Annotated in this window: 24 protein-coding genes; 17 read left to right on the forward strand and 7 right to left on the reverse strand. The window is 60.2% G+C overall.

All coding sequences use genetic code 11. The features are described from left to right. The first annotated feature begins 52 nt into the window (after positions 1–52). The 6 genes from FQ185_RS21525 (at position 53) to FQ185_RS21550 (ending at position 5,749) form a co-directional block, all read left to right on the forward strand. Positions 53–856, forward strand: a complete 804-nt coding sequence (locus FQ185_RS21525; RefSeq protein ID WP_149419185.1) for a CbbQ/NirQ/NorQ/GpvN family protein — start codon at positions 53–55, stop codon at positions 854–856. Then, positions 840–1,427 carry a cytochrome c oxidase subunit 3 gene (locus FQ185_RS21530; RefSeq protein WP_149419186.1) on the forward strand — a complete coding sequence of 196 codons (588 nt, stop codon included), beginning with the start codon at positions 840–842 and terminating at the stop codon, positions 1,425–1,427. The genes FQ185_RS21525 and FQ185_RS21530 overlap by 17 nt, the downstream gene beginning before the upstream one ends. Positions 1,428–1,437: 10 nt before the next feature. Continuing rightward, on the forward strand, positions 1,438–1,695 hold the full coding sequence (locus tag FQ185_RS21535) for a cytochrome C oxidase subunit IV family protein (RefSeq protein ID WP_149419187.1): 258 nt from the start codon (positions 1,438–1,440) through the stop codon (positions 1,693–1,695). 260 nt (positions 1,696–1,955) lie between these two features. Continuing rightward, entirely contained in the window at positions 1,956–2,396 is a 441-nt protein-coding gene (locus FQ185_RS21540; protein WP_149419188.1) for a cytochrome c, read from the forward strand. A 3-nt stretch (positions 2,397–2,399) separates the two neighbouring features. Then, positions 2,400–3,830 (forward strand): cbb3-type cytochrome c oxidase subunit I, encoded by a 1,431-nt coding sequence (locus tag FQ185_RS21545; RefSeq protein ID WP_149419189.1) that lies wholly within the window; start codon positions 2,400–2,402, stop codon positions 3,828–3,830. Positions 3,831–3,907: 77 nt separating this feature from the next. Beyond that, positions 3,908–5,749 (forward strand): nitric oxide reductase activation protein NorD, encoded by a 1,842-nt coding sequence (locus tag FQ185_RS21550; protein WP_149419190.1) that lies wholly within the window; start codon positions 3,908–3,910, stop codon positions 5,747–5,749. A gap of 173 nt (positions 5,750–5,922) precedes the next feature. Here FQ185_RS21550 and FQ185_RS21555 read toward each other — a convergent pair whose 3' ends face one another. Next, a complete protein-coding gene (locus FQ185_RS21555) occupies positions 5,923–6,114 on the reverse strand; it encodes a protein DnrP (protein ID WP_149419263.1) in 192 nt (63 codons plus the stop codon). Between the two features lie 5 nt (positions 6,115–6,119). Beyond that, a complete protein-coding gene (locus FQ185_RS21560; RefSeq protein ID WP_149419191.1) occupies positions 6,120–6,803 on the reverse strand; it encodes a Crp/Fnr family transcriptional regulator in 684 nt (227 codons plus the stop codon). A 469-nt stretch (positions 6,804–7,272) separates the two neighbouring features. Between FQ185_RS21560 and FQ185_RS21565 the strand changes: the two genes are divergently transcribed. After that, positions 7,273–8,463, forward strand: a complete 1,191-nt coding sequence (locus FQ185_RS21565) for an NnrS family protein (RefSeq protein WP_149419192.1) — start codon at positions 7,273–7,275, stop codon at positions 8,461–8,463. Between the two features lie 28 nt (positions 8,464–8,491). Beyond that, positions 8,492–8,929: a hypothetical protein gene (locus FQ185_RS21570; RefSeq protein WP_149419193.1), complete on the forward strand. Its 438-nt coding sequence runs from the start codon at positions 8,492–8,494 to the stop codon at positions 8,927–8,929. Positions 8,930–9,005: 76 nt separating this feature from the next. Here FQ185_RS21570 and ytfE read toward each other — a convergent pair whose 3' ends face one another. Next, on the reverse strand, positions 9,006–9,680 hold the full coding sequence (gene ytfE, locus FQ185_RS21575) for an iron-sulfur cluster repair protein YtfE (protein ID WP_149419194.1): 675 nt from the start codon (positions 9,678–9,680) through the stop codon (positions 9,006–9,008). A gap of 154 nt (positions 9,681–9,834) precedes the next feature. On the opposite strand from ytfE, the gene norR reads away from it, so the two are divergent. The 7 genes from norR (at position 9,835) to FQ185_RS21610 (ending at position 16,527) form a co-directional block, all read left to right on the forward strand. After that, positions 9,835–11,364: a nitric oxide reductase transcriptional regulator NorR gene (norR, locus tag FQ185_RS21580; RefSeq protein ID WP_149419195.1), complete on the forward strand. Its 1,530-nt coding sequence runs from the start codon at positions 9,835–9,837 to the stop codon at positions 11,362–11,364. A gap of 88 nt (positions 11,365–11,452) precedes the next feature. Then, positions 11,453–12,100: a pyridoxamine 5'-phosphate oxidase gene (pdxH, locus tag FQ185_RS21585; RefSeq protein WP_149419196.1), complete on the forward strand. Its 648-nt coding sequence runs from the start codon at positions 11,453–11,455 to the stop codon at positions 12,098–12,100. Between the two features lie 157 nt (positions 12,101–12,257). Then, positions 12,258–12,812, forward strand: a complete 555-nt coding sequence (gene moaB, locus FQ185_RS21590; RefSeq protein WP_149419197.1) for a molybdenum cofactor biosynthesis protein B — start codon at positions 12,258–12,260, stop codon at positions 12,810–12,812. Then, positions 12,809–14,044 carry a gephyrin-like molybdotransferase Glp gene (glp, locus tag FQ185_RS21595; RefSeq protein ID WP_149419198.1) on the forward strand — a complete coding sequence of 412 codons (1,236 nt, stop codon included), beginning with the start codon at positions 12,809–12,811 and terminating at the stop codon, positions 14,042–14,044. Before moaB ends, glp begins: the two co-directional genes overlap by 4 nt. 122 nt (positions 14,045–14,166) lie before the next feature. After that, positions 14,167–15,162: a peptidase U32 family protein gene (locus tag FQ185_RS21600; protein ID WP_149419199.1), complete on the forward strand. Its 996-nt coding sequence runs from the start codon at positions 14,167–14,169 to the stop codon at positions 15,160–15,162. Positions 15,163–15,172: 10 nt separating this feature from the next. Next, positions 15,173–16,063, forward strand: coding sequence for a U32 family peptidase (locus tag FQ185_RS21605; protein WP_149419200.1), 891 nt, complete (start codon positions 15,173–15,175; stop codon positions 16,061–16,063). Next, positions 16,057–16,527, forward strand: coding sequence for an SCP2 domain-containing protein (locus FQ185_RS21610; protein WP_149419201.1), 471 nt, complete (start codon positions 16,057–16,059; stop codon positions 16,525–16,527). The genes FQ185_RS21605 and FQ185_RS21610 overlap by 7 nt, the downstream gene beginning before the upstream one ends. 844 nt (positions 16,528–17,371) lie before the next feature. On the opposite strand, the gene FQ185_RS21615 is transcribed toward FQ185_RS21610, so the two are convergent. From FQ185_RS21615 to FQ185_RS21630, 4 genes are all read right to left on the reverse strand, one after another. Continuing rightward, a complete protein-coding gene (locus tag FQ185_RS21615; protein WP_149419202.1) occupies positions 17,372–17,770 on the reverse strand; it encodes a putative zinc-binding protein in 399 nt (132 codons plus the stop codon). Positions 17,771–17,844: 74 nt separating this feature from the next. Then, entirely contained in the window at positions 17,845–18,519 is a 675-nt protein-coding gene (locus FQ185_RS21620; RefSeq protein WP_149419203.1) for a Crp/Fnr family transcriptional regulator, read from the reverse strand. An 86-nt stretch (positions 18,520–18,605) separates the two neighbouring features. Continuing rightward, positions 18,606–19,253, reverse strand: coding sequence for a two-component system response regulator NarL (gene narL / locus FQ185_RS21625; protein WP_149419204.1), 648 nt, complete (start codon positions 19,251–19,253; stop codon positions 18,606–18,608). Further along, the gene (locus tag FQ185_RS21630) at positions 19,250–21,052 is read right to left on the reverse strand and encodes a HAMP domain-containing protein (RefSeq protein ID WP_149419205.1); all 1,803 of its coding nucleotides are present in this window, start codon (positions 21,050–21,052) and stop codon (positions 19,250–19,252) included. Before FQ185_RS21630 ends, narL begins: the two co-directional genes overlap by 4 nt. Before the next feature lie 305 nt (positions 21,053–21,357). Between FQ185_RS21630 and FQ185_RS21635 the strand changes: the two genes are divergently transcribed. Further along, entirely contained in the window at positions 21,358–22,662 is a 1,305-nt protein-coding gene (locus tag FQ185_RS21635) for a nitrate/nitrite transporter (protein ID WP_149419206.1), read from the forward strand. Then, the gene (locus FQ185_RS21640; RefSeq protein ID WP_149419207.1) at positions 22,640–24,037 is read left to right on the forward strand and encodes a NarK family nitrate/nitrite MFS transporter; all 1,398 of its coding nucleotides are present in this window, start codon (positions 22,640–22,642) and stop codon (positions 24,035–24,037) included. The genes FQ185_RS21635 and FQ185_RS21640 overlap by 23 nt, the downstream gene beginning before the upstream one ends. The last annotated feature ends 49 nt before the right edge of the window (positions 24,038–24,086 follow it).

A 24,086-nucleotide genomic window follows, 5' to 3' on the forward strand; every position in this document is an offset into this window, starting at 1 on the left:
TCGCAGGGGCCCGTAGCGTGTTCCTTGAATCCGCTTTTGGAACAGGCAGCCCATGGACCGTACCCAGTCTTGCGAACACTCGATCCAACCCTTCTACCAACCGCTGAATAATGAGGAGGCGCTGTTCGAACAAGCCTGGCGACACGGCATGCCGGTGTTGATCAAAGGTCCGACGGGGTGCGGCAAAACCCGTTTCGTCCAGCACATGGCCCATCGGCTGAAACTGCCGCTGTACACCGTGGCTTGCCATGACGATCTGAGCGCTGCCGACCTGATTGGTCGCCACCTGATCGGTGCCCAGGGCACTTGGTGGCAGGACGGACCGCTGACCCGCGCGGTGCGTGAAGGCGGCATTTGTTATCTCGACGAAGTAGTCGAGGCACGTCAGGACACCGTGGTGGTGTTGCACCCGTTGGCAGATGATCGTCGCGAGCTGTTCCTGGAACGCACCGGCGAAGTGCTGAAGGCGCCGCCGTCATTCATGCTGGTGGTGTCTTACAACCCCGGCTACCAGAACCTGCTTAAAGGCATGAAGCCCAGCACCCGACAACGCTTCGTGGCGATGCGCTTCGGCTATCCGCCGGTAGCCGATGAAGAGCGCATTGTCGCCAGGGAAGCTCAGGTGGACAGCGCGCTGGCGGCGCAAGTGGTCCGGCTGGGGCAGGCGCTGCGCCGGCTCGATCAACATGATCTGGAGGAAGTCGCCTCGACGCGATTGCTGATTTTTACCGCGCGGATGATCCGCTCCGGCATGAATCCGCGTGAGGCGTGCATGGCCTGTCTGGCCGAGCCGCTGAGCGATGATCCGCTGACCGTCGCGGCACTGATGGACGTGGTTGATGTCCATTTCGGCTGAGTCCACGGGTGTATCCCGTGGCCACTTGCCGGGCGATCTGGCGATGTGGTTTTTCATCCTGGCCGAGCTGTCGGTGTTTGCCATCCTGATCCTGGTGTTCGCCGTGACCCAGGCACTCAAGCCGCAGATGTTCGACGAAAGCCGTCTGTTGCTCAACACCTCTACCGGGTTGGCAATGACCCTGAGCCTGCTCACCGCAGGCCTGTTCGCCGCGCTGGCCCAAGAGCAAATCAGGCGCTCACGGTCCCGCCACGGCGCGGTGTTCCTGCTGCTGGCGTTGCTTGCCGCCAGTGTCTACGTGGTGCTGAAACTCGCCGAATACCGGCACTTGCTGGCCTCAGGGCTGGGCATGGAGCACAACACGTTTTTCACCCTTTACTGGATCCTCACCGGTTTTCATTTTCTGCATGTATTGCTCGGCATGGTCATTCTTGGATGGCTGGCCGAGCGTTGCCGCTGTGGCCTGTACGACGCCAGCAACCGCAGTGGTTTTGAGTCCGGCGTGTTGTATTGGCACATGGTCGATTTGATCTGGGTGGTGCTTTTTCCGCTGGTTTACATACTCAATTGACGAGGTGCTCATGACTGTTTCCCGGGTTTTGGTCGCCTGCTGGGCAGGCCTGGCCACGCTGAGCGTGTGCACCGTGGCGCTGGCCCAGGTCGGCGCGACGTCGTTGCTGACGATTGCCATCTTGCTGGTGGCAGTCGGCAAGGCCTGGCTGATCGCCGATGGCTTCATGGAAATGCGCCACGCGCCACGACTGTGGCGCCGCTTGATGTTGAGCTGGGCGCTGGTGTTGGCAACCGTTGTGGGGCTGACGCTGATTTTTTTCCGTTAAACGATCCCTGTAGCTGGCGAAGCCTGCGTTCGGCTGCGCAGCAGTCGTGAAATCAGGCAACGCGGCCCGTCAGTTACACCGTGCATTCAGGGTTTACGACTGCTGCGCAGCCGAACGCAGGTTTCGCCAGCGGCTACAGGGACCGAGTCCGGCTCACGTTTAATACCCGACCAAAACCATCTGACTTTCTTGATCGCCATCAAGCAGCTTTCAACCCTTCGCTTCCTATCATGGACACGCCTAGCAAAGAGGAAGCGACCATGTCAGACACCTTCACCAAAGGCATGGCCAGGAATATTTACTTTGGGGGAAGCATCTTCTTCTTCCTGATATTCCTGGCTTTGACCTATCACACGGAACAGACCTTTCCAGAGCGCAGCAATGAAGCGCTTCTAACCGAGTCAGTGGAACGCGGAAAGTTGGTCTGGGAGCAAAACAATTGCATCGGCTGCCACACGCTGTTGGGCGAGGGCGCCTACTTCGCGCCTGAGCTGGGCAACGTGTTCCAGCGGCGCGGCGGAGAGGAGGGCTTCAAACCTTTCTTGCATGCCTGGATGAAGATGCAGCCACTGGGCGTACCGGGCCGACGCGCGATGCCTCAGTTCAAGTTGAGTGACCAGGAGGTGGATGACATCGCCGAGTTCCTCAAATGGACCTCGAAAATCAACACCAATGGCTGGCCGCCAAACAAGGAGGGCTAAGAGATGAGCATTGCTAATCCGCATCTGAAATTCGCCTCGCAATCCGTGGCCAAACCGTACTTCGTGTTTGCTCTGATCCTGTTTCTCGGTCAGATACTGTTCGGTTTGATCATGGGCCTGCAATACGTGGTCGGGGACTTTCTCTTTCCGATCATCCCCTTCAACGTGGCGCGGATGGTGCACACCAACCTGCTGATCGTCTGGATATTGTTCGGCTTCATGGGCGCTGCCTACTACCTGATTCCGGAAGAGGCCGACCGCGAACTGCACAGTCCGAAGCTGGCGATCATCCTGTTCTGGGTATTCGCCGCCGCTGGCGTGCTGACGATCCTCGGTTACCTGCTGGTGCCATATGCCGGCCTGGCCAAGCTGACGCACAACGAGCTGCTGCCGACCATGGGTCGAGAGTTCCTCGAACAGCCGACCATCTCCAAGATGGGCATTGTGGTGGTCTGCCTGGGCTTCCTCTACAACATCGGCATGACCTTGCTCAAAGGGCGCAAGACCACCGTCAGCATGGTCATGATGACCGGGTTGATCGGTCTCGCGGTGTTCTTCCTGTTCTCCTTCTACAACCCCGGCAACCTCGCCCGCGACAAGTTCTACTGGTGGTGGGTGGTGCATCTTTGGGTGGAAGGCGTGTGGGAACTGATCATGGGTTCGATGCTGGCCTTCGTCCTGATCAAGATCACCGGCGTGGACCGGGAGGTCGTGGAAAAATGGCTCTACGTGATCATCGCCATGGCGCTGATAACGGGAATCATCGGTACCGGTCACCACTTCTTCTGGATCGGTGCGCCTGAGGTCTGGTTGTGGGTGGGTTCAATCTTCTCCGCACTCGAACCGCTACCGTTCCTGGCGATGGTGATATTCGCCTTCACCATGGTCAAGAACCGTCGCCGGGACCACCCGAACCGTGCCGCCACACTATGGGCCAAGGGCACCACGGTCACCGCGTTCTTCGGTGCTGGCGTCTGGGGCTTCTTGCATACCCTGGCTCCGGTCAACTTCTACACCCATGGTTCGCAGTTGACAGCGGCTCACGGTCACCTGGCCTTCTACGGTGCTTACGCGATGATCGTGATGACCTTGATCAGCTACGCCATGCCGAAACTGCGTGGGCTCGGTGAAGCAGCGGACGAGCGTTCGCAGCAACTCGAGATCTGGGGTTTCTGGTTGATGACCCTGTCGATGGTGATGATCACGCTGTTTCTCACCGCTGCCGGTGTCGTGCAGATCTATCTGCAACGCTGGCCGGTAGATGGCGTCGCGTTACCGTTCATGGCCACTGTCGATCATCTGCAAGTGCTGTTCTGGGCTCGTCTGGGCGCCGGTCTCGGTTTCTTCGCAGGGCTGATCTGCTACCTGTTCAGCTTCAAGCGACGGGTGCCAGTGGGGATCACTACGACTGCCGCCTCCGCTGTTCGTTCGTGAGTCAGTAACACCTTGAAGGACGACGGCCCGGCTGGTACAGCGGGCCGTTTTACATTGGTTTTCAGAGGAAAAAAACCATGGCCTTTACCGTCGAACTGGAAGAGTGGGTCGGCAGTGTCTGGCATCGCTTTATCACCCGCCGCGCCAGCCCGGACTTTCCCGAAGCCCGGGTCGAACTGATCCATCAGCAGCGACCGCTGGCGTTGTTGTTTCGCGCCATGGGGGGCGCCAATGGCGTCGGCGTGGAAGCTGCCAGCGACCGCGATCTGCTACTGCGGCGCAACGTGCTGCAGCAGATCGCCGGCACCTGCAAGCAAGTGCCCTTGGCGTGGTGCGACGAGACCAACCTTCGTCTGCCGTCGAGCCTGGCGGTGTTCCCTGAAGTTGCATTGAACGAGGAACTCTATCGTTGGCTCGCGTTGCTGGCAGCCCAGGCCGGGCAGATGCGTCATTGGGGGCGGGACAATCAACGCTGGACGCAACAGCTGTTGCGGCGCTATCCCGCGTTGCGTGCCCGGTACAAACGTCTGGTCGATGCCCATCTGCAACTTCGCCCGGATCCAGCAACATTGAACCCCGGCGAAGCCGCACTGGAACGAGCGTTATGCCAGGCGCTACGCGAGCCGGGCAGTGTCGAGCATTTTCCCCGCAGCGAACGGGCCGCATGGCCGCTGCCGCTGTGGTTGTACCCGCCGCAAAGTCTCGCGAGCCCGCAGGCTGCCGACCTGGGGGACGAGTCGGAAGAATCGCTGACGACCCCGCCCGGCGAGCAGAAGGGTGGAAGCAAACGCGCCAAGCGGATCGATGAAGGCAGTCGCGACGGCGGGTTGTTGATCGTGCGCCTGGAGAACCTGTTCAGCTGGACCGAACACGTCGACCTGGATCGCTGGACAGACGACAGCGAAGACCCGGACGCAGCCAGAGTCGCCGAAGACCTCGACGAGTTGAGCTTGTCGCGCACCCGTCTGCGCAAGGGCGGCGGTCTCAAGCTGCACCTGGATTTGCCACCGGCCGATGTCGACGATATTCCTCTTGGCGAGGGCATCAAGTTACCGGAGTGGGACTATCGCAAACAGCAGATGCAGGACGCCTTCGTCAATCTGCAAATGATGGTGCCCCGCGACAGTGAGCCACAACCATTGCCGTCACGACTGAAGGCCTCGGCGCACCGTCTGCGCCGCCAGTTCGAACATCTGCGCAATGACCGTCAATGGCTACGCCAGCAACCTCAAGGGTCTGAACTGGACATGCAGGCCTGGCTGGATTTTCACGTTGAACGCGAGCATGGCCAGTGTGCGGAGCGAGGTCTGTTCATGGAGCAACGGCAGACGCGCCGCGACCTGGCGTGCCTGTTGCTGGCCGATGTGTCGATGTCCACCGACGCGCACCTGAACGATGAGCATCGGGTGATTGATGTCATCCGCGACAGTTTGCTGCTGTTCGGCGAAACTCTGTCGGTGCTGGGTGATGATTTCGCCCTGTACGGATTTTCATCGCTGCGTCGTCATCAAGTGCGCATGCAAGAACTCAAGTCCTTCACCCAGCGTTATGACGACAACACCCGCGGTCGCATTCAAGGGCTCAAACCGGGTTATTACACACGCATGGGCGCCGCCATCCGCCACGCCACCCAACTGCTGGGCAAGAGCAAGCGCCGCAGCAAACTGTTGCTGCTGCTGACGGATGGCAAACCGAATGATCTGGATTTGTACGAGGGGCGCTACGGTGTTGAAGACACTCGCGAGGCGGTGCTGGAGGCGCGGCGTCAGGGTTTGACGCCGTTCTGTATCACGATTGATCGCGAGGCCGGGGATTACCTGCCGTATATGTTCGGCGCCAATGGCTACACCTTGATCCGCCAGCCCGAGCAATTACCCTTGCGTTTACCGCAGTTGTATCGGCAGTTGACCCAACCATGATGGACACGGTCCCTGTGGCCACCTGCGTCCTAGCAGCTGGCGCAGCCTGCGTGCGGCTGCGCAGCAGTCGTGAAATCAACACCACGGTGTTTCAGGAATACCTTGGACTCAGGATTTGCGACTGCTTCGCAGCGGAACGCAGCCTCGGCAGCTGCTGGGGGGCGGGGCGGGCTTCAGGAGATGCTGCGTGGCAACCAGAAAAACATCGTCACGCAGAAGATGGTCAGGCCGATGCAGAACCACATGAATCGGCGCAGCCGGCGTTCCCCCGCCTGTGCGGCCAATACCGGCAGGGGCATGCCGCATTGGCGGCACTCCGATTCTTGTACGGGGTTAACGTGTTGGCAATACAGGCAGACGGGCATGTCGCTCACTCGAACTGTTCCAGGCGCAGGCGATCGAGAATGACGATCAGGCGGCCGTCCTGCGTAATGATTTTTTCATCGATCAAGCGACGGATAATCCGCGAAAAAGTTTCTGGCTGAATCGACAGATGCCCGGCAATCAGTTGCTTGGCCATTGGCAGTTCGAATTGGCTGTCAACGGTTTGCTGGCGCACCAGTTGCGTCAGCAGATAACGCACGACCCGGTGGGTGGCGTTTTTCAGCGACAGGGTTTCGATTTCGTTGATCCGTTGATGCAAGCGAACGCAGAGCTTGCCGAGCAGCGCAAAGGTCAGTCGGCTGTTGCTCTGCAGCAGGCGCATGTAGGTGTTGTTGGATAACCGGTAGAGCTGGGTTGGGCAGATCGCCTCAGCCGAGGCCACATAATTTGGCGTGTCCATCAGCATCATCGCTTCGGCGAACGTTTGCCGATCGCCGATGACCTCAAACACTTTCTCCTGCCCGTCCGGTGTCAGGCGGTAGATTTTCACTGCGCCGGCAATCACGAAATAGAACGAGTCTGCCGGCTCGCCCTGACGGAACAATGGTTCGCCCTTGTCGATGCTCAGCAAGTGGCTGGTACTCATCAATTCATCCAGCTGTTCTTCGTTCAACGGCTCGAACAAATGATGACTGCGCAGAATCTGGTGATGGACGCGATGGAGCACCATAGGGATTCATCCTGAAGGTTGGAGAGGGGATGGCGATCAAGTCAAACGAGGCCCAGGGAAACTCCGCTGGCCAACGCCAGAACGGAGGTCAACACCACAAACCAGGCCAGTGGCTGGATGACTTTTTTCATGAGGACTCCTGATGGGAGGTTTCTTTGATATCCATAAGCGTGAGCAAGACCCGGGCCATGCCTGAATGCCTTGATTTAGTGGGGTTTGAAGCCGGCAGGGTAAAAACAACCATGCACGTTAGGGTTTAAATAACCCTTAAATGGTCATTTTTACCCTGATCAGCCTTGCCGCTGGCCCGGAGGAGCGCGGCCTGGCGATGATCGCCACCGGGGCACGGCCCTTGCACACTTGATCTGCGACAAAGGCAATTGATCGCAAACACGCGATGATTGACCCCTGATTTACCTGGGCGCTTGCGAGTTAGCTTAGGTCAGCAATAAGGCAGAGGAGTGGTTTTATGCAAGTGCTTGACCGCCGGAAAGCGATGGCCATCGCGCCGCTGTTACGTCTGGCCTTTCGGCCGTTTTTCCTCGCCGGATGCCTGTTGGCGGTGCTGGCCATTCCACTGTGGCTGGCCGCGTTCAGCGGGTCGATTACCCAATGGCAACCGGCCGGTGGCTGGCTGGGTTGGCATCGCCATGAATTGCTGTTCGGGTTCGGGCTGGCGATTATCGCGGGTTTTCTGCTGACGGCCGTGCAGACCTGGAGCGGTCGCCCCGGCATCAGCGGTAAACCATTGGCCGCGCTGGCATTGCTGTGGTTACTCGCACGTGTCGCTTGGCTGGCCAACGTGCCGTGGCCGCTGCTCGCGGTACTGGAATTGGCGTTCCCGCTGGCGGTAGCAGCGCTCATGGGGTTCACCCTGTGGAAGGTGCGGCAGAAACGTAATTACCCGATTGTCGCTGTGCTGCTGCTGTTGGCCGTGGCTGACGGGTTGTCGTTGTACGGCCTGGTTGAAGGTCATGAAGGCTGGCAGCGTCAAGGCGTGTTGACCGGCCTCTGGCTGGTGGCAGCAATGATGGGATTGATTGGCGGGCGAGTCATCCCGTTCTTCATCCAGCGCGGACTTGGCCGGGTCGACAGCGTCGCGCCTTGGCCTTGGCTGGATTGGCTGCTGCTGATTGGCTCACCACTCGTGGCGTTGTTATATGCCGCGGGACCTGCGCTTGACCCAAGCCTCTGGGTGGGTCTGTTGTTCGCCGCATTGGCCGCCGGGCATCTGGTACGCCTGGTCCGCTGGCATGATCGCGCACTCTGGCGCGTGCCATTGCTGTGGTCGTTGTACCTGGCGTACGGCTGGTTGGCGGTGGCTTGTCTGGGCATGGCGCTGTGGCATTTCGGCGCGCCGCTGAACCCGAGCCTGGCGGTGCATTGTTTGACGATAGGCGCCATGGGTGGGCTGGTGCTGGCGATGATTGCGCGAGTCAGCCTGGGCCATACCGGCCGAGCGCTGGAGCTGCCGTCGGGCATGACCCTGGCGTTCATTTTGCTCAACCTGGCGTGTCTGAGCCGGGTTGTGTTGTTTGTGTTTTTTCCCTTGCCCGCGTTGTGGCTGGCCGGCCTGTGCTGGGCGCTGGCGTTTGCGCTGTACGCCTGGCGCTATGGGCCGATGCTGCTGCGGGCCCGGGTGGACGGTCATCCGGGATGAGCAAGCAAACTGATGGAGGCTGCCGGTGATGTATCCCTTTTTACTGGTGACACACTTGCTGGCGGCGATTGCCTTCATCGGCACGCTGTTTTTCGAGGTGGTCATCTGGCACCGCGCCCGCCAGCAGTTGGCGGATACCGCGCAATCGACAGCAGATCAGGCGATTGCTGTGCGTTCGCGAAAAGTGCTGCATGGCGTGGTGTTGCTGTTGTATGGCGCCGGCATCAGTCTGGCGTGGCAACACCGTGGCGTGTTGAGTCAGCCGCTGGCCAGTAGTTTTGGTACGTTGCTGAGCCTGAAAATTCTCTTGGCCCTGAGCATCATCGGCCATTACTTTTTGCTGGCGTATTGGTTGAAAAGTGCGCGACTGACCACGACCCGGGCCAGCTGGATTCGCCGCAGTATCCTCGGACACATGGTGTTGATCGTGATCCTGGCCAAGGCCATGTTCTATTGGCACGGCTGATCGCACGTCGTCCCGTATAAACAAAACCCGCGCCATCCGGTTTGGCTGGCGCGGGTTTGGTGTGATGGGCAATCGATCAGTGACGCGAGTTCAGGGCGTTAATGAACAGCACGTTGTTTTCCAGATGGATGTGTTGCATCAGGTCATCCTTGAATTCCAGCAACCCGCGATAGAGCGCACGCCAGGTGTTGCAGGCATCCGCAGGCGGGATGATGTGGTTGGTCAGGGCGAGCATCTTCTCCAGCGCTTCGCCATGTTGATCATGTTCGAAACGCAGCACCTGGATAGGCGGTGCCGCCTGAGGGCCGATGCCCTGTTGCAGCATCGGGAAGAGCACTTGTTCCTCCTTGAGCATGTGGCCTTCGAGTTCTTGCTGCATGTCGGTCAGCAGATCGGCCAGGCCGTTGGGGCAGCTGCTGCGCGCGCCATGCACCTGCTCGACGCGGCGAGCCAGGCGGATCAGTTCCGGCAGTTGCTCGCGGTGGCGGGCGTGGTAGCGCGCCAGGAGGTGGGCAATTAATACGTCCGACGGTTCATCGCGCCAGTCGTGCTGGGTTTCGCCGGCGTCTTGCAGAACGTGCAGGGCATCGGCAATCAGCTGCGGGTCGAGGTCCTTGCCAAGGGCTGCTTCACGCAGGCTTTTATGCCCGCCACAACAGAAGTCCAGTTTGAAGGTGTGGAAAATCCGCGTGGCGCCGGGAATGTCGCAGGCCAGTTGGCCGAGGCTTTGTTCCAGTAGGGTCTGGCTCATCAGGGTTCCTTATTTGGATTTCAACGGTTCCCCAAGCTCATTGCATCCGGCATGCCATATTTAACTGATTGAAAAATATGGCTTAATTTTTAGTTGTGGTGATACGCACCCTGACGCTTTAGGGTGAATCCAACCATAGAGGGTGATTACTACCATGCTGCGTGAAAGCCTGGCGGCCGACCTGATTGTCGAGTTGCCCAATGCCGTGCGATTGCAACGACTGGTCCAGACCCTGCGCGAATACTTCAACAGTGGTGCGGTGGGATTACTGCGTCTGGATGACGACAGTCTGAGGCCGGTGGCGACGGCGGGCCTGGTTCATGAAGCGTTGGGGCGCCGGTTTGTCATTGCCCAACATCCTCGGCTGGCGGCGATCATGGCGTCGCGGGAACCGACCTGGTTCGAGCCCGACAGTCGCTTGCCGGATCCCTATGACGGCTTGCTCGACAGCCACGTCGGCGAACCGCTGCCAGTGCATGACTGCATGGGTGTGAGCCTGTATGTCGAGGGGCGGATCTGGGGCGCGATCACCCTCGATGCGCTGCACGCCGGGACCTTCGACAGCCGTGCGCGGGAGGAACTCAAGCGTTGTACCTTGCAGATCGAAGCCGCCGTACGGGTGACTCGACTGGAACAGGAAAACCGCAGTTTGCGTTTGTCCCGCAGCGATCCTCAGGACTTGCGAATGCCGGTCGAGGAGGGCGAGATCCTCGGGCAGAGTGAGGTGCTGTATCAGTTGCTCAATGAGCTGGACGTACTGGCCGACTCCGATTTGCCGGTGTTGCTGTTGGGCGAGACCGGCGTCGGCAAAGAGCTGTTCGCCCGGCGCTTGCATCGTCTTTCGCGGCGCAGTCACAAGCCGCTGATACAGGTCAACTGCGCCGCTTTGCCGGAGTCTTTGGCGGAAAGTGAATTGTTCGGTCATGTCAAAGGCGCGTTTTCCGGCGCCACCAGTGACCGTGCCGGGCGTTTCGATGCCGCCAACGGTGGCACGCTGTTTCTCGACGAGGTCGGTGAATTGCCGCTGGCCGTGCAAGCGAAGTTGCTGCGCACCTTGCAGAACGGCGAGATCCAGCGTCTCGGCGCCGACAAGCCGCTGCATGTCGATGTGCGAATCATCGCCGCGACCAACCGACACCTGCCCGACAGCATCCGCGACGGCTTGTTTCGGGCCGACCTGTATCACCGGCTCTCGGTGTACCCGGTGCCGATTCCGCCCCTGCGCGAGCGGGGTAACGATGTATTGATGCTGGCCGGGCATTTCCTTGAACTCAATCGGGCGCGGCTCGGCTTGCGCGGCTTGCGTCTGTCGCCGACGGCCGAGCGCTCGCTGCTGGCTTATAGCTGGCCGGGCAACGTGCGCGAACTGGAACACGTGATCAGCCGGGCGGCGTTGAAACAGCTCAGTCGCGGCACCAGTCGCACGTTGATCATGACGCTGGAGCCCGAGATTCTGGATCTCGACAGCGCAATGGGCGGGCCAGGCGCGGTCGTCGAGCTCCCGTCGGACGTTGCGTCTGATGTGCCGTTCCAGCCTTTGGGTGAAGCCGTCGACGATTACCAGCGTAAAAAAATCCTGCAGGCCTTGAGTTTGTCCGGGGAAAATTGGGCCAGCGCCGCGCGGATTCTGGAAGTCGATCCCAGTAACCTGCACAAACTGGCTCGGCGTCTGCGCCTCAAGTAAGCGCGGCAGCGCTCAGTGTTGATGGTGGTCAAGGAGGTTTTGCGCAGTGTCTCGCACACTAGGCAGAACCTTTTTGGAGATCACTGTCATGCCCCTTTCCCTGGCACAAATGCGCCGCAACTACACCCTGTACGGCCTGCAAGACGAGTCTGCGCTGGACGATCCGCTGGCGATGTTTCGGCAGTGGATGCAACTGGCCCGCGATACCGAGCGTGCACCAGTCGAGGCTAACAGCATGGTGTTGGCGACGGTCGACAGTGAAGGGCGCCCACACGGTCGAGTCCTGCTGCTCAAGGGGATGAGTGATGAGGGCTTCACTTTTTTCGGTAATTACCAGAGTGACAAAGGACTACAACTGGCCGCCAATCCCAATGCCGCCATGACCTTTTTCTGGCCGGGGCTGGAACGTCAGGTTCGTATTGAAGGCCGGGTGTCCAGGCTCGACCCGACGCTGTCGGATGCGTACTTCGATTCCCGCTCGGTGGACAGCCGCTTGGGCGCCTGGGCTTCACCGCAAAGCCGCCCGCTGGCCAGCCGTGCCGCGCTTGGATCGCTGTTGCGGGAAACCACCCAACGTTTCGCCGGCCAGACCGTGCCACGCCCCGAGCATTGGGGCGGTTACTGTCTAAATCCTGACCGTCTGGAGTTCTGGCAGGGCCGCGCAGACCGTTTGCATGATCGTCTCGATTACCGTTTGCTCGATGGAGTGTGGCAGCGCAATCGCCTGGCGCCGTGATGGATCGTGCAAAGCGGGTAGCGACGCAGATCAACTGTGGGAGCAGGATCTATGCCCGACACATTCTCCTGTGGAGGTACCTCCTTGGAGGAATAGGCTCGCTCGGGATTCCGGTTCAGGCTTGGGCCCATACCCTCATCTACGGGAAGGCTTGGATATGGCCCATCTGGCGCAACGCACGTTTGAACCCCTGAACATCGCCGTGCTGACCATCAGCGATACGCGCACCTTCGACACCGACACCTCCGGGCAGACCCTGACGGATTTACTGCAAACCGCCGGGCATGTATTGATCGACCGCGATCTGGTGAAGGACGACATCTATCAGATCCGCGCCAAGGTCTCCCACTGGATCGCCGACCCCAAGGTGCAAGTCGTGCTGATGACCGGCGGCACCGGCTTCACCGCTCGTGATAACACACCGCAAGCGGTCTTGCCGTTGCTGGACAAACACGTGGAAGGCTTCGGCGAACTGTTCCGGCAGGTGTCCCTGGCGGAAATCGGCATGTCCAGTCTGCAGTCACGAGCCCTGGCCGGGATGAGTAACGGCGTGCTCGTGTGCTGCGTTCCGGGATCGCCGGGTGCGTGCCGGACCGCCTGGAACAAGATCCTGCTCGAACAATTGGACAGTCGCACCGGGCCGTGCAATTTCGCCCCGCATTTGAAACCGCAAGGGCAACGGGACATCGACGCCTGCGAGTCACGCTCATGACCGGCCGGGTGTGCGACCTCGGCAACCTGATGCCGGTGGACGAGGCCATCAGCCGTCTGCTGGACCAGGCACCGCCGCCACCGCTGACGCAGATGATCGGTCTGGATCAAGCCATGGGCCGGGTTCTGGCGGCAGACATTCATTCCCCCGTTAACCTCCCGGCCTGGGACAACAGTGCCATGGACGGTTATGCCCTCAGGGCGGCTGACCTGCCGACGGAGGGTGGCAGTTTGTTGATTGGCGGGCGGATCGCGGCGGGTGATCAGGCGTGCTCGCCCTTGCTCGCGCAGCAGACGGTACAGATATTTACCGGCGCGCCGTTGCCACCGGGTGCCGACACGGTGGTGCCGCAAGAGCGCTGTCGGATCGAGGGCGAGCGCGTCTGGTTCCCGCCCGTAAAGGTTGGCGATCATGTGCGCAAGGAGGGCGAGGAAGTTCGCTCGGGAGATTTGTTGCTCCAGGCCGGTAAACGCCTGCGCGCTCAAGAAGTGGGCTTGCTGGCCGGCGCTGGCCTCGCGCGGGTCGAGGTCTATCGACCGTTGCAGGTCTGCTTGCTCAGCAGCGGCAATGAACTGCGTGAGCCGGGCGTTCCGTTGGCGCCCGGGCAGATTTACAACAGCAATCGTTATTGCCTCGCTGCGTTGTTACGCGGTTGGGGCGTCGAGGTGCACGACTACGGCGTGATGGCCGATGAGTTGGCGGCCAGTCGGCATGCCTTGACCCTGGCGTCTTCGGAATGCGACGTGTTGTTGAGCTCCGGTGGCGTGTCGGTCGGTGAAGAAGATCACCTCAAACAAGCGATCAAGGAACTGGGCAGCGTGGATTTCTGGCGGCTGGCGATTCAGCCGGGTAAACCGCTGGCCTTCGGCGAAGTGGCCGGCAAACCCTGGATCGGCATGCCGGGAAATCCTTCGGCGGCGTTAATTACCGCGTTGGTCGTGGTGCGTCCTTTCCTGCTTAGGGCCCAAGGCGTGACTAATGTGCTGCCGGTCCCATTGACCCTGCCCGCCGGGTTCGACTGGTTGCAACGCAACAAGCGTCGGCAATACTTGCGGGCCAGACTGGTGCCCGGTGCTGAAGGCCAGGTGAGCGTGGAACTGCACCCTCAGCAAAGTTCGGCGATGTTGACCGCGGCGTGCTGGGCCGATGGCCTGGCGGTGATCGAGTGCGAGCAGCAAGTGCTCAAGCACGACAACGTGATGTTCCTGTCCTTCGCTGACCTGATGCAGTGATGGCAATTGATTGCCGTCAAGGTCATGCCTGCCGGTCTGGCTAGACTGGCAGCGCCTTTTTTCGATCGGTGCCTCGCAAGGTACCGGACGATGTCGAGACGCGATTTTCATGAGGATTACCCATGCAACTGGTCTGCCCGGCAGGGAACCTGCCTGCGCTCAAAGCGGCGGTGCGCCAAGGCGCCGATGCCGTCTATGTCGGCTTTCGCGATGACACCAATGCCCGGCATTTCGCAGGGCTGAACATGGACGACAAACAGTTCGACGCGGCGGTCGCCCACATCCGCGAGCACAAACGCAAACTCTACGTCGCCGTCAACACGTACCCCCAACCCAAGGGCTGGGAACGTTGGCAGCGGGCGGTCGATCGTGCCGCTGATTTCGGCGTGGATGCGCTGATCGCCGCCGACCCCGGGGTGCTCAACTACGCCAGCCAGCGCCATCCGCAATTGGCGTTGCACTTGTCGGTCCAGGGCTCGGCAACCCACGCTGCGGCGCTGGAGTTTTATGCGCAGCGCTACGGGATTCGTCGCGCGGTGCTGCCACGGGTGTTGTCGTTGGCGCAGGTGCGCCAGGTCGCCGCGAGCAGCCCGGTGCCCATCGAAGTCTTTGGCTTCGGCAGCTTGTGCATCATGGCCGAAGGGCGTTGCCACCTGTCTTCCTACATTACCGGCGAGTCGCCGAACCTGTGCGGTGTCTGTTCTCCGGCCAAAGCGGTGCGCTGGAGCGAAGACGCCGAAGGCTTGAGCGCACGGCTCAGCGAAGTGCTGATCGACCGCTACACCCCCGAGGAACCCGCCGGTTACCCGACCCTGTGCAAAGGCCGCTTCCTGGTCGGCGGCAAACGCTTTCATGCGCTGGAGGAACCCACCAGCCTCGACACCCTGGACTTGCTGCCGGAATTGACGGCCATCGGCGTTGAGGCAGTAAAAATCGAGGGCCGGCAACGCAGCCCGGCCTATGTCGAACAAGTCACCCGCGTCTGGCGCGCGGCACTGGATGCCCACCGTGGTTCGCCGGGCAATTTTAGGGTCAAGGAGGAATGGCGCAAGGTGCTGGCCGGTTTGTCCGAAGGCAGCCAGACCACCCTGGGTGCTTACCATCGATCATGGCAATGAGGGAGGCGACATGAAGCTCAGCCTGGGACCTGTCCTGTTTTATTGGGACAAAGAGCAACTCAGCAACTTTTACGCCGAGATGTCGGCCTTGCCCCTGGACGTGATTTACCTGGGGGAAACCGTGTGTTCGAAACGTCGGGCGTTTTCACTGGATCAATGGCTGGGGCTAGGGCGCGAGTTGCAGGAATGCAGCCAGGCACAGTTGGTGATCTCCAGCCTGACGCTGATCGAAGCGGCCTCCGAACTTTCCAGCCTGCGTCGGCTCTGCGACAACGGCCAATTGTTGGTGGAGGCCAACGACATGGGGGCGGTGCAGTTTCTGGCCGCGCGCAAGTTGCCGTTTGTGGGCGGCCCGGCGCTGAATTTGTACAACGGTCATACGCTGGCGCAACTGCTCGACTGTGGGATGACCCGTTGGGTGCCGCCGGTGGAATGCTCGGCGGCGCTGATTGGCGATGTGCTCGATCAAGTGCGCGAACTGGGCCGTGAGGTGCCGGAAGTCGAGATCTTTGCCTATGGGCATTTGCCGTTGGCCTATTCCGCACGCTGTTTCACCGCACGGGCGGAGAACCTGCCCAAGGACGACTGCCGGTTTTGCTGCCTCAACTACCCCGACGGCCTGCCGTTGACCAGTCAGGAAGGGCAGGCGCTGTTCACCATTAACGGTATTCAGACGATGTCGGCTGAGGTGACCAATCTGTTGGCGGATTACGCCGGGTTGGTATCTTGCGGTGCCGACGTGTTGCGTCTGAGCCCTCGTGCTCAGGGCATGGCCGAGGTCATTGACGCCTATCAACGGGTGCGTTTGGGCGAGACGCCGCCGCTGTTCGTCGACGGTTGTAACGGCTACTGGCATGGCCAGGCCGGCATGTTGCGCGTCGAGGAGGTCGGCCTGTGTTGAATCGAAAGAAGTGGTTGTTGAAAGGTGCCGACCGGTTGTTGCCGCTGGTGCGCCGGGTGCCTTTTGCGGTGCAGCGTCTGGCGTTGCAGCAGGCGCTCAATCGCTGCCTCGCCGAGCCTTTGCGCGATGGCGAATTTGAAGTATTGCGCGGGCGTTGGTTGTGCTTGCGGATTCCGGACTTGGGGTTGTCCTGGTACCTGACGCTGACCCGTGAAGGGTTGCGAATTGCTGAACGCGCCACGGCGCATGTGACGATCAGCGGTAACTGGCGCGAGTTTTTATTGCTGGCGAGTCGTCAGGAAGATCCGGATACGTTGTTCTTTCGCCGGCGTTTGGTGATTGAGGGGGATACGGAGTTGGGGCTGGCGTTGAAGAATCTGATCGACAGTCTTGATCCTGATGTGTTGCCTGTGTGGTTGTGGCGCAATCTGGAGCGGGCGGGGAAGGGGTTGGCGGCGGGGTAGCCGATCTGTGTTTTTGGTCGGGGTACATATCCGTTGTTGCGGTAACGGCTGCTTAGGGTTCCGCCCTTACGGCGGGTCACTTGGAAGAGCGCCAAGTAACCAAACGCTCTTGCCCCTGACGTACGGTGCCTCGCTGTGGCTCGGCATACCCTCGCTCCGGTCCTGCTTCGTGGGCCCGCCGCCATCGGCCATCCATGGCCGGGGGCGGCTACCGCGGCATCCTTGCCGCGGTGCCCACTACGCAGAACCTGCGCTCGGCCTTCCGATGGGGCAGATCAAGATCAAAAGCAAGATCAAAAGCCAAAGCGAGGCGGCCTGATAGCCGACCTGATGTCTGTCATGGTCATCGGCGGTGGACACCTATGTCATGCCCGCCAAAAATCCAACTGTGGGAGCGAGCCTGCTCGCGAAGGCGGACTTACATTCAACATTGATGTCGACTGACAGGGCCTCATCGCGAGCAGGCTCGCTCCCACAGGGGAATGCGTACGCTTGAAGAGGCAGGCCGGCCGGTAGGCCGCCTCGCTTTTGCGGTGCACGCCCCCTCGAGAGGCCGAGTGGAGGTTCTGCGCAGTGGGCAACCCGGCATGGATGGCGGCGGGCCCACGGAGCAGGACCGGAGCGAGGGCATGCCGAGCCTAGGCGAGGCACCGAACGACAGGGGCAAGAGCCCTTGGTTACTTGGGGCTTTTCCAAGTGACCCGCCGTAAGGGCGGAACCCAAAGAAGCCGTTACCGCAGCAACGGATATGTACCCCGACCAAAATCATAGGTCAGCGACCAGTCCGCCTTCGCGACGATGCGGCGCCCCGACAAGCCCACTCCCACTGGGCTTTTGTCGTTCTTCAGACCACCGTTTCCTGCCGGCTTTCATGCTGCCGAGCATCACTGGCAATCAACTGCTTGATCCCTTCAAACAACTCATCACCCTGCGACTCCGTGCAATCCTCGCCATAGCGCTTACGCAACCCGTAATGACTGAGAATCAAATGCACATCCGCGTGCAAACCATGCTGCTTCAGGCAATTTTCAACACATTGCAACGGACACCCATCCAGCGCAAAAATCCGCCGCCCCGAGCGTGCTTTGTTGACCAGTGCCGCCACATGCCCGCCGACCCCGACGATGCAGGACATTTCCGCCAGGCCGCTGCGATCCAGCCGCACGGCCAGGGAATTGGCCAGTTGGGCGACGTTCGAGCAGCCTGAGCAGGAGTAAATCAGGGGCAAGGTTGAACGGGACATGAGCGTTCTCCATGGATGGACTTCTTCAGTGTGCAAGGCCGGTGGCATTACGCATTGACTGCGGTCAATTCCGCCTATTGGAAGGCCGCGAGATCCTCTTCGGCGAGGATGCTGATATTGCGCCGTTCCATGGTGATCAGGCCGCCGTCCACCAGGCGGTGCAAGATCCGCGAAAAGGTTTCCGGCTGAATCCCCAGCTTCGACGCCACCAGCCGTTTGGACACCTGCAAGACAATCAGACCCGTGATCGGGTTGCGTTCCTGGAACAGGAAATTGATCACCCGACGGCTCGCACTGGCCATGGTCAAGGTATCGATGTCGCGCAGACGCAGGTGCAGGTGAATGCTCATGCTCGCCAGGATCGCCAGGCAAACTTTCGGCTGGTCTTCCAGGGCGTTGCGATAATGGCTGCCCTCGATAGTCACCAGTACGCTGTCCTTCAGCGCCGTGGCACTCACCGGATAGAGGCGGGCCTGGCTGAACAGCAACGCTTCGGCAAACGTCTGGCCGGGTTGAATGATCTCCACCAGGTTTTCCTGGCCTTCGCCGGTGAGCCGGTACAACTTGATCTGGCCGCTGACCAGCAGGAAAAACCGCTTGGCCGGGTCCCCTTGATGCATGAGTGTGCTGTGACACGCCAGACGCTTGAGCATCGCCAGGCCGCAGACTTCCTCGAAGACTTTCTCCGGTAGTTGGCTGAACAGATGATGACGGCGCAACGTTAAAACGATGGAAGGGTGGGTCAGCATGGCGTACCTCCGCTGACGGTCATAGTAGAGAGCAAGAGGCGAATGACCTATGCCTCTGCCGGCCTACCTCTAAAGGGGCATGCTGCTCAGCCGGCATTGCGCAGATGCTCCATGGCCCATACCGCCGCCTCGACCCGCGAGCGCAAACCGAGTTTGTGCAGCAGGTTCTTGACGTGGACTTTGACCGTTCCCTCGGTGATGCCCAGCTTGTGCCCGATGACTTTGTTGCTGAAGCCGCTGGCGATGGTTTTCAGCACCTGACGTTCACGTTCCGTCAGTTCCACCACGGTTTGACGCTGCGGTGAGCGCAGTGCCTGGGCCATGACCTGGGTCAGTCCCGGGCTGATCACCAATTCGCCGTTCAAGGCATTGCGGATGTACTGAATCAACAGTTCCGGCTCCATGTCCTTGAGCAGATAGCCATCGGCATCCAGACGCAGTGCATCGCGAATATCGTCTTCAGCATCCGACACCGTGAACAGCAGCACCTTGCCGGTGTAGTGCGTCGCCCGTAATTGGCGCAGGGTTTCAATGCCATTCATCTGCGGCATGTTGTTATCGAGCAGCACCAGATCCGGTTGCAACGGCTCGATCACAACGAGTGCTTCTTCACCGTTATTGGCTTCGCCGACGATCAGGAAATCATCTTCGAGTTCGAGCATCTGGCGGATGCCGTGACGCATCATCGGATGGTCGTCGACCAGCAGGATTCTGTGTTGCAGGGACGGGTTCATGTGACGCTACCTTCTGTTTGCTCCCCGAGAAACTCCGGTTGGAATTCCAGTTGGACGCGGGTGCCTTGCGGCTCCCTGGAGACTATTTCGAGTTGACCGCGCAAGCTGCGGGACCGCTCATCCATGATTTTCAGGCCGTGGTGTTCGCGTTGGTCGACATTGCCGCTGAAACCACGCCCATCGTCTTCAACCGACAGCCTGACGGTTTCACCGTCCTGACGCAGTTCGAGCCAGGCGTTTTGCGCATGGGCGTGACGCAGGCAATTGGAGAGTGCTTCGCGGGTGATCTGCAATATGTGGATTTGTTCGCTGGCCGATAACTGAAAGGCCAGCACGTCGACGTGCAGGTGCACCTGAAATTCCCCGCGTCGGGAAAACTCTTCGGCGGTGTCCTTGAGTTCCTGCACCAGCCCCGCATCGTGAATCTGCAAGCGAAAGGTGGTCAGCAACTCGCGCAATTGGCGGTAGGCATTGTTTAGCCCTTCGCGCAATTCGGCGGTGACGTTTTCCAGGGTCTCGACCGACTCACCACGGCGCATCAGGGTTTGCAGGCGGCTGACTTGCAGCTTCATGTAGGACAGGGCCTGGGCCAGTGAGTCGTGCAGCTCGCGGGCAATGATCGTGCGTTCCTCGAGCAGCAGCAGGCGATGATCCTGTTCCCGCTGGCGCTTGAGCGAGAGCGAGGTGCCAATCAGATTGGCCAGGGCCTGGATCAGTTGGGTTTCCCAGGCTTGCGTCGGATGCCCGTCGACAAAATGCGCCTTGAGTTCACCCAGTTCACTGCCCTGATTGCTGATGCTGAAGGTTTGCGGGCTGGCTTTATGGTGCTTCTGGCACGTGGCGCAATCGCTGCTGGCGCAGACTTCCCGGACGTTCGCGCCGTGCAGGGCGAGCAACTGCTGGGCCGGTGCCTGCAATTGTCCTTGCAGGCACAGTGACAAGCGCAAGCCGGGCAGGCGTTGCTGGAAGCGTCGAATCAATTCATCCAGGCCTTCGGCATTGGCCAGGCGAGTGGCCAGGCTTCTGCTGCTTTGGTACAGCAGTTCGAGGGCGGCATTGGCTTGTTGCAGGTTCAGGGTTTTTTGCTGGACCTGACTCTCAAGGGTGCGATGCGAGTCTTCGATCGTCTCGGCCATGGCGTTGAAACTCATGGCCAACTGGCCCAGTTCGTCCTGGGACTGATGGTTGACCCGCACCTTGAAATCACCGCGACGAAAACGCTGGGTCGCGTCCACCAACTCTTTCAACGGCGTGATCACGCCGCATTGCAGTTCGTATAGCCCAATGAGCAGCACAATCATGGTGGTGAACAGGGCCATCCCCTGGATTACCTGTTGCCAGCCTTGCTTTTGTTCGCTTTGGCGCTGCAACAGGTTGACGAACTGGTTCAGTTGTTCGACGAAGGGCGGGGCATGGGTCTGGAAATAGGCGGAGTCGCCGCGCTCCAGTGCCGGGCGCAAATCTTCGTTCCAGTGCTGCTGGATTTGCCCATAGCTGATCTGTAGCGCGGTGGTCGGGCCATCTTCCAGCACAGCCTTGAGTGATTGGCTGTTGAGTCGGGTTTGCAGGCTGTCGATGACGGCGGCGACTTCTTCGGTTGTTGCACCCGTGGTCAGCTTCCAGCTCAGATGGTAGGTCTCCATGCGCACCGAGCCGGCGGTGTTGATGGCTGCGGCATCGCCCTGGCTGAACCAGGCGATCAGTCCGGCGCTCAATGAACTGGCGAGGGCGAGCACGGCGATCAGAATCACCGCGAGCCCGGCGCGAGCGGGCAGGGAGCTGCGCAACCAGCGGATCATCAGCGCAGGTCCCGGAAGAAATCAGGAAAACAGAGCATGTGCAGCTCCAGGAAGGGGTTTTGCCGCCGATCCCGAGCGCGCTACCTCTAAAGAGTTGTCGACTGATCCTTGTCAGCAAAAACCTTGGCAGAAAACCTTAAAACGCTGATAAACAAACGGTTTTAGGGTTTTCCTGTACTACCTCCTTAGAGGTAGACCGCACAAGCATAGGCCTATGCCCCCTAGGGCTTCGTTGACATGGATCAAGTTTTTGCGGGGTTGGTCTCTCTAGTCTGCCGCCATGGCTAATTGATTGGAGAGCATTTGTGAACCAACCGCGTGTACGACAAGGCTTGGTGCTGGGCATGAGCACGCTGGCCTTCACTGTCTGTTTCATGGTCTGGATGATGTTTGCCGTGCTCGGGGTGCCGATCAAGGACCTGCTCCAGCTCAACGAAACCCAATTCGGCCTGCTGGCCGCAACCCCGGTGCTGACCGGCTCGCTGGTACGTTTGCCGCTGGGTCTGCTGACTGATCGTTTTGGTGGTCGCAGTGTGTTCTTCCTGCTGATGCTCGCCTGTGTGGCGCCGCTGTACCTGATCAGTCACGCCACCGCCTACTGGCAGTTCCTGGTGCTGGGCTTGTTTGTCGGTCTGGCCGGCGGCTCGTTTTCGGTCGGGATTGCCTACGTCGCCAAATGGTTCGACAAAGAGAATCAGGGCTTCGCGATGGGCATCTTCGGCGCCGGTAATGCCGGGGCCGCAGTCACCAAGTTTCTCGCCCCGGCGCTGATCGCTGCCGGCAGCTGGCAGCTGGTGCCGAAAGTCTTCAGCGCGATCCTCTTTATTACCGCGCTACTGTTCTGGTTTCTCAGCGCCGAAAACAAGGATCACCGCAGCGCCACCGGCGCCACGTTGCGTGAGCAATTGAGTTCGTTGAAGGACCCGGCGGTGTGGCGCTACTGCCAGTATTACTCGATTGTCTTCGGCGGCTATGTCGCCCTCGCACTGTGGATGACCAAGTACTACGTGCAGGAATACGGTTTCAGCCTGCAAAGCGCGGCGCTGCTGGCGGCGTGTTTTTCCCTGCCCGGTGGCGTGCTGCGTGCCGTCGGCGGCTGGATGTCGGATCGCTGGGGTGCGCAAAGCGTGACCTGGTGGGTGTTGTGGGTCAGCTGGATTTGCCTGTTCCTGCTCTCGTATCCCCAGACCCAACTGCAAGTGCAAACGATCAACGGCCCGGTGGATTTTCACATCGGCCTCAATCCCGCGCTGTTCACCGTGCTGCTGTTCGTCATGGGCATCGCCTTCGCGTTCGGCAAGGCCTCGGTCTTCAAATACATCGCCAATGACTACCCGAAAAACATGGGCGCGGTGTCCGGCATTGTCGGCCTCGCCGGTGGCCTGGGCGGTTTCGTCTTGCCAATCCTGTTCGGCGCCCTGGTGGACCTCACCGGCGTGCGCTCTTCCTGCTTCATGTTGATGTACGGCGTGGTCTGGGTCTCCCTCACCTGGATGTACTTCAGCGAAATACGCAAAAGCCCGGTGCTGGGTAAAGCGCCGCTGCCGACCCCGTTTCCGATTTCCAGCATTGCCCAAGGAGAAGAACATGTCCGTTCTGCAAAAGCCTGACAAAGGCCCGGTCATTCATGACTGGCGCCCCGAGGACCCGGCGTTCTGGGGCCGTAGCGGCAAACAGACCGCCACCCGCAACTTGTGGATTTCCATTCCTGCACTGTTGCTGGCCTTTGCGGTGTGGATGGTCTGGAGCACGGTGATCGTGCGTCTGAACGCCATCGGCTTCAGTTTCACCACCGACCAGCTGTTCTGGCTGGCGGCGTTGCCGGGCCTGTCCGGGGCGACCTTACGGGTCTTCTATTCCTTTATGGTGCCGATCTTCGGTGGCCGTCGCTGGACCGCCCTGAGCACCGCGTCACTGTTGTTGCCCTCGATCTGGATGGGCTTCGCCGTGCAGGACCCGAGCACTTCCTACAGCGTGTTCGTGCTGATTGCCTTGCTCTGCGGTTTCGGTGGCGGCAACTTCGCCTCGAGCATGTCCAACATCAGCTTCTTCTATCCCAAGTCGCAGCAGGGCACGGCCCTTGGCCTCAACGCCGGGCTGGGTAACCTGGGCGTCTCGGTGATGCAGTTCTGTGTACCGCTGGTGATCACCTTCGGTGTGTTCGGCTTTATGGGCGGTTCACCGCAAGCACTGCCGGACGGCGGTCAGTTGTGGCTGCAAAACGCCGGCTTCATCTGGGTACCGTTTATTGTCCTGGTGACGGTGCTGGCCTGGTTTGGCATGAATGACCTGTCTAGTGCCCGTGCTTCGTTCAGCGAGCAGGCCGTCATCTTCAAACGCAAACACAACTGGCTGATGTGCTGGTTGTACCTGGCGACTTTCGGCTCGTTCATCGGTTTCTCCGCCGCATTTCCGCTGCTGATCAAAACCTCGTTCCCTGACGTCATCGCTTTGAAATTCGCCTTCCTCGGCCCGTTGGTGGGTGCGCTGGTACGCCCATTGGGCGGCTGGCTGGCGGACAAGCTCGGCGGTGCGAAGGTGACCTTGTGGAACTTCGTGGCGATGATCGTGATGGTCTTCGGCGTGATGCACTTCCTGCCGCAGAACGGTGAGCCCGGCAACTTCTACGGCTACCTCGGCATGTTCATGCTGCTGTTCATTACCACTGGCATCGGCAACGGCTCCACCTTCCGCATGATCCCGGTGATTTTCCGCACCCAGCACGAAAAAGCCTCGGCCGGAAAACCACCCACCGTGCGCGAACAAGCACTCAAGAATGCCGGCAAGGAATCGGCCGCCGTCCTGGGCTTCAGTTCGGCCATGGGCGCCTTCGGTGCGTTCTTCATTCCCAAATCCTTCGGCACCTCGATGGCCCAGACCGGCGGCCCCGAGATGGCGTTCTACATGTTCGTCGGCTTTTACCTGAGCTGCATCGTGGTGACCTGGTGGTGGTACGCGCGCAAAGGCGCCGCGACACCCTGCTGAGACGACCCGAATCCAACCATTGCGTGGGCGGGGCACAGACCCCGCGACA

The sequence above is a fragment of the Pseudomonas sp. ANT_H12B genome (assembly GCF_008369325.1).
Lineage (GTDB): Bacteria > Pseudomonadota > Gammaproteobacteria > Pseudomonadales > Pseudomonadaceae > Aquipseudomonas.

Excerpts from the sequence above, each read along its gene's own strand:
- FQ185_RS21525 (WP_149419185.1), top strand. The coding sequence starts at position 53 with ATGGACCGTACCCAGTCTTGCGAACACTCGATCCAACCCTTCTACCAA.
- FQ185_RS21530 (WP_149419186.1), top strand. The coding sequence starts at position 840 with ATGTCCATTTCGGCTGAGTCCACGGGTGTATCCCGTGGCCACTTGCCG.
- FQ185_RS21535 (WP_149419187.1), top strand. The coding sequence starts at position 1,438 with ATGACTGTTTCCCGGGTTTTGGTCGCCTGCTGGGCAGGCCTGGCCACG.
- FQ185_RS21540 (WP_149419188.1), top strand. The coding sequence starts at position 1,956 with ATGTCAGACACCTTCACCAAAGGCATGGCCAGGAATATTTACTTTGGG.
- FQ185_RS21545 (WP_149419189.1), top strand. The coding sequence starts at position 2,400 with ATGAGCATTGCTAATCCGCATCTGAAATTCGCCTCGCAATCCGTGGCC.
- FQ185_RS21550 (WP_149419190.1), top strand. The coding sequence starts at position 3,908 with ATGGCCTTTACCGTCGAACTGGAAGAGTGGGTCGGCAGTGTCTGGCAT.
- FQ185_RS21555 (WP_149419263.1), bottom strand. The coding sequence starts at position 6,114 with ATGCCCGTCTGCCTGTATTGCCAACACGTTAACCCCGTACAAGAATCG.
- FQ185_RS21560 (WP_149419191.1), bottom strand. The coding sequence starts at position 6,803 with ATGGTGCTCCATCGCGTCCATCACCAGATTCTGCGCAGTCATCATTTG.
- FQ185_RS21565 (WP_149419192.1), top strand. The coding sequence starts at position 7,273 with ATGCAAGTGCTTGACCGCCGGAAAGCGATGGCCATCGCGCCGCTGTTA.
- FQ185_RS21570 (WP_149419193.1), top strand. The coding sequence starts at position 8,492 with ATGTATCCCTTTTTACTGGTGACACACTTGCTGGCGGCGATTGCCTTC.
- ytfE (WP_149419194.1), bottom strand. The coding sequence starts at position 9,680 with ATGAGCCAGACCCTACTGGAACAAAGCCTCGGCCAACTGGCCTGCGAC.
- norR (WP_149419195.1), top strand. The coding sequence starts at position 9,835 with ATGCTGCGTGAAAGCCTGGCGGCCGACCTGATTGTCGAGTTGCCCAAT.
- pdxH (WP_149419196.1), top strand. The coding sequence starts at position 11,453 with ATGCCCCTTTCCCTGGCACAAATGCGCCGCAACTACACCCTGTACGGC.
- moaB (WP_149419197.1), top strand. The coding sequence starts at position 12,258 with ATGGCCCATCTGGCGCAACGCACGTTTGAACCCCTGAACATCGCCGTG.
- glp (WP_149419198.1), top strand. The coding sequence starts at position 12,809 with ATGACCGGCCGGGTGTGCGACCTCGGCAACCTGATGCCGGTGGACGAG.
- FQ185_RS21600 (WP_149419199.1), top strand. The coding sequence starts at position 14,167 with ATGCAACTGGTCTGCCCGGCAGGGAACCTGCCTGCGCTCAAAGCGGCG.
- FQ185_RS21605 (WP_149419200.1), top strand. The coding sequence starts at position 15,173 with ATGAAGCTCAGCCTGGGACCTGTCCTGTTTTATTGGGACAAAGAGCAA.
- FQ185_RS21615 (WP_149419202.1), bottom strand. The coding sequence starts at position 17,770 with ATGTCCCGTTCAACCTTGCCCCTGATTTACTCCTGCTCAGGCTGCTCG.
- FQ185_RS21620 (WP_149419203.1), bottom strand. The coding sequence starts at position 18,519 with ATGCTGACCCACCCTTCCATCGTTTTAACGTTGCGCCGTCATCATCTG.
- narL (WP_149419204.1), bottom strand. The coding sequence starts at position 19,253 with ATGAACCCGTCCCTGCAACACAGAATCCTGCTGGTCGACGACCATCCG.
- FQ185_RS21630 (WP_149419205.1), bottom strand. The coding sequence starts at position 21,052 with ATGATCCGCTGGTTGCGCAGCTCCCTGCCCGCTCGCGCCGGGCTCGCG.
- FQ185_RS21640 (WP_149419207.1), top strand. The coding sequence starts at position 22,640 with ATGTCCGTTCTGCAAAAGCCTGACAAAGGCCCGGTCATTCATGACTGG.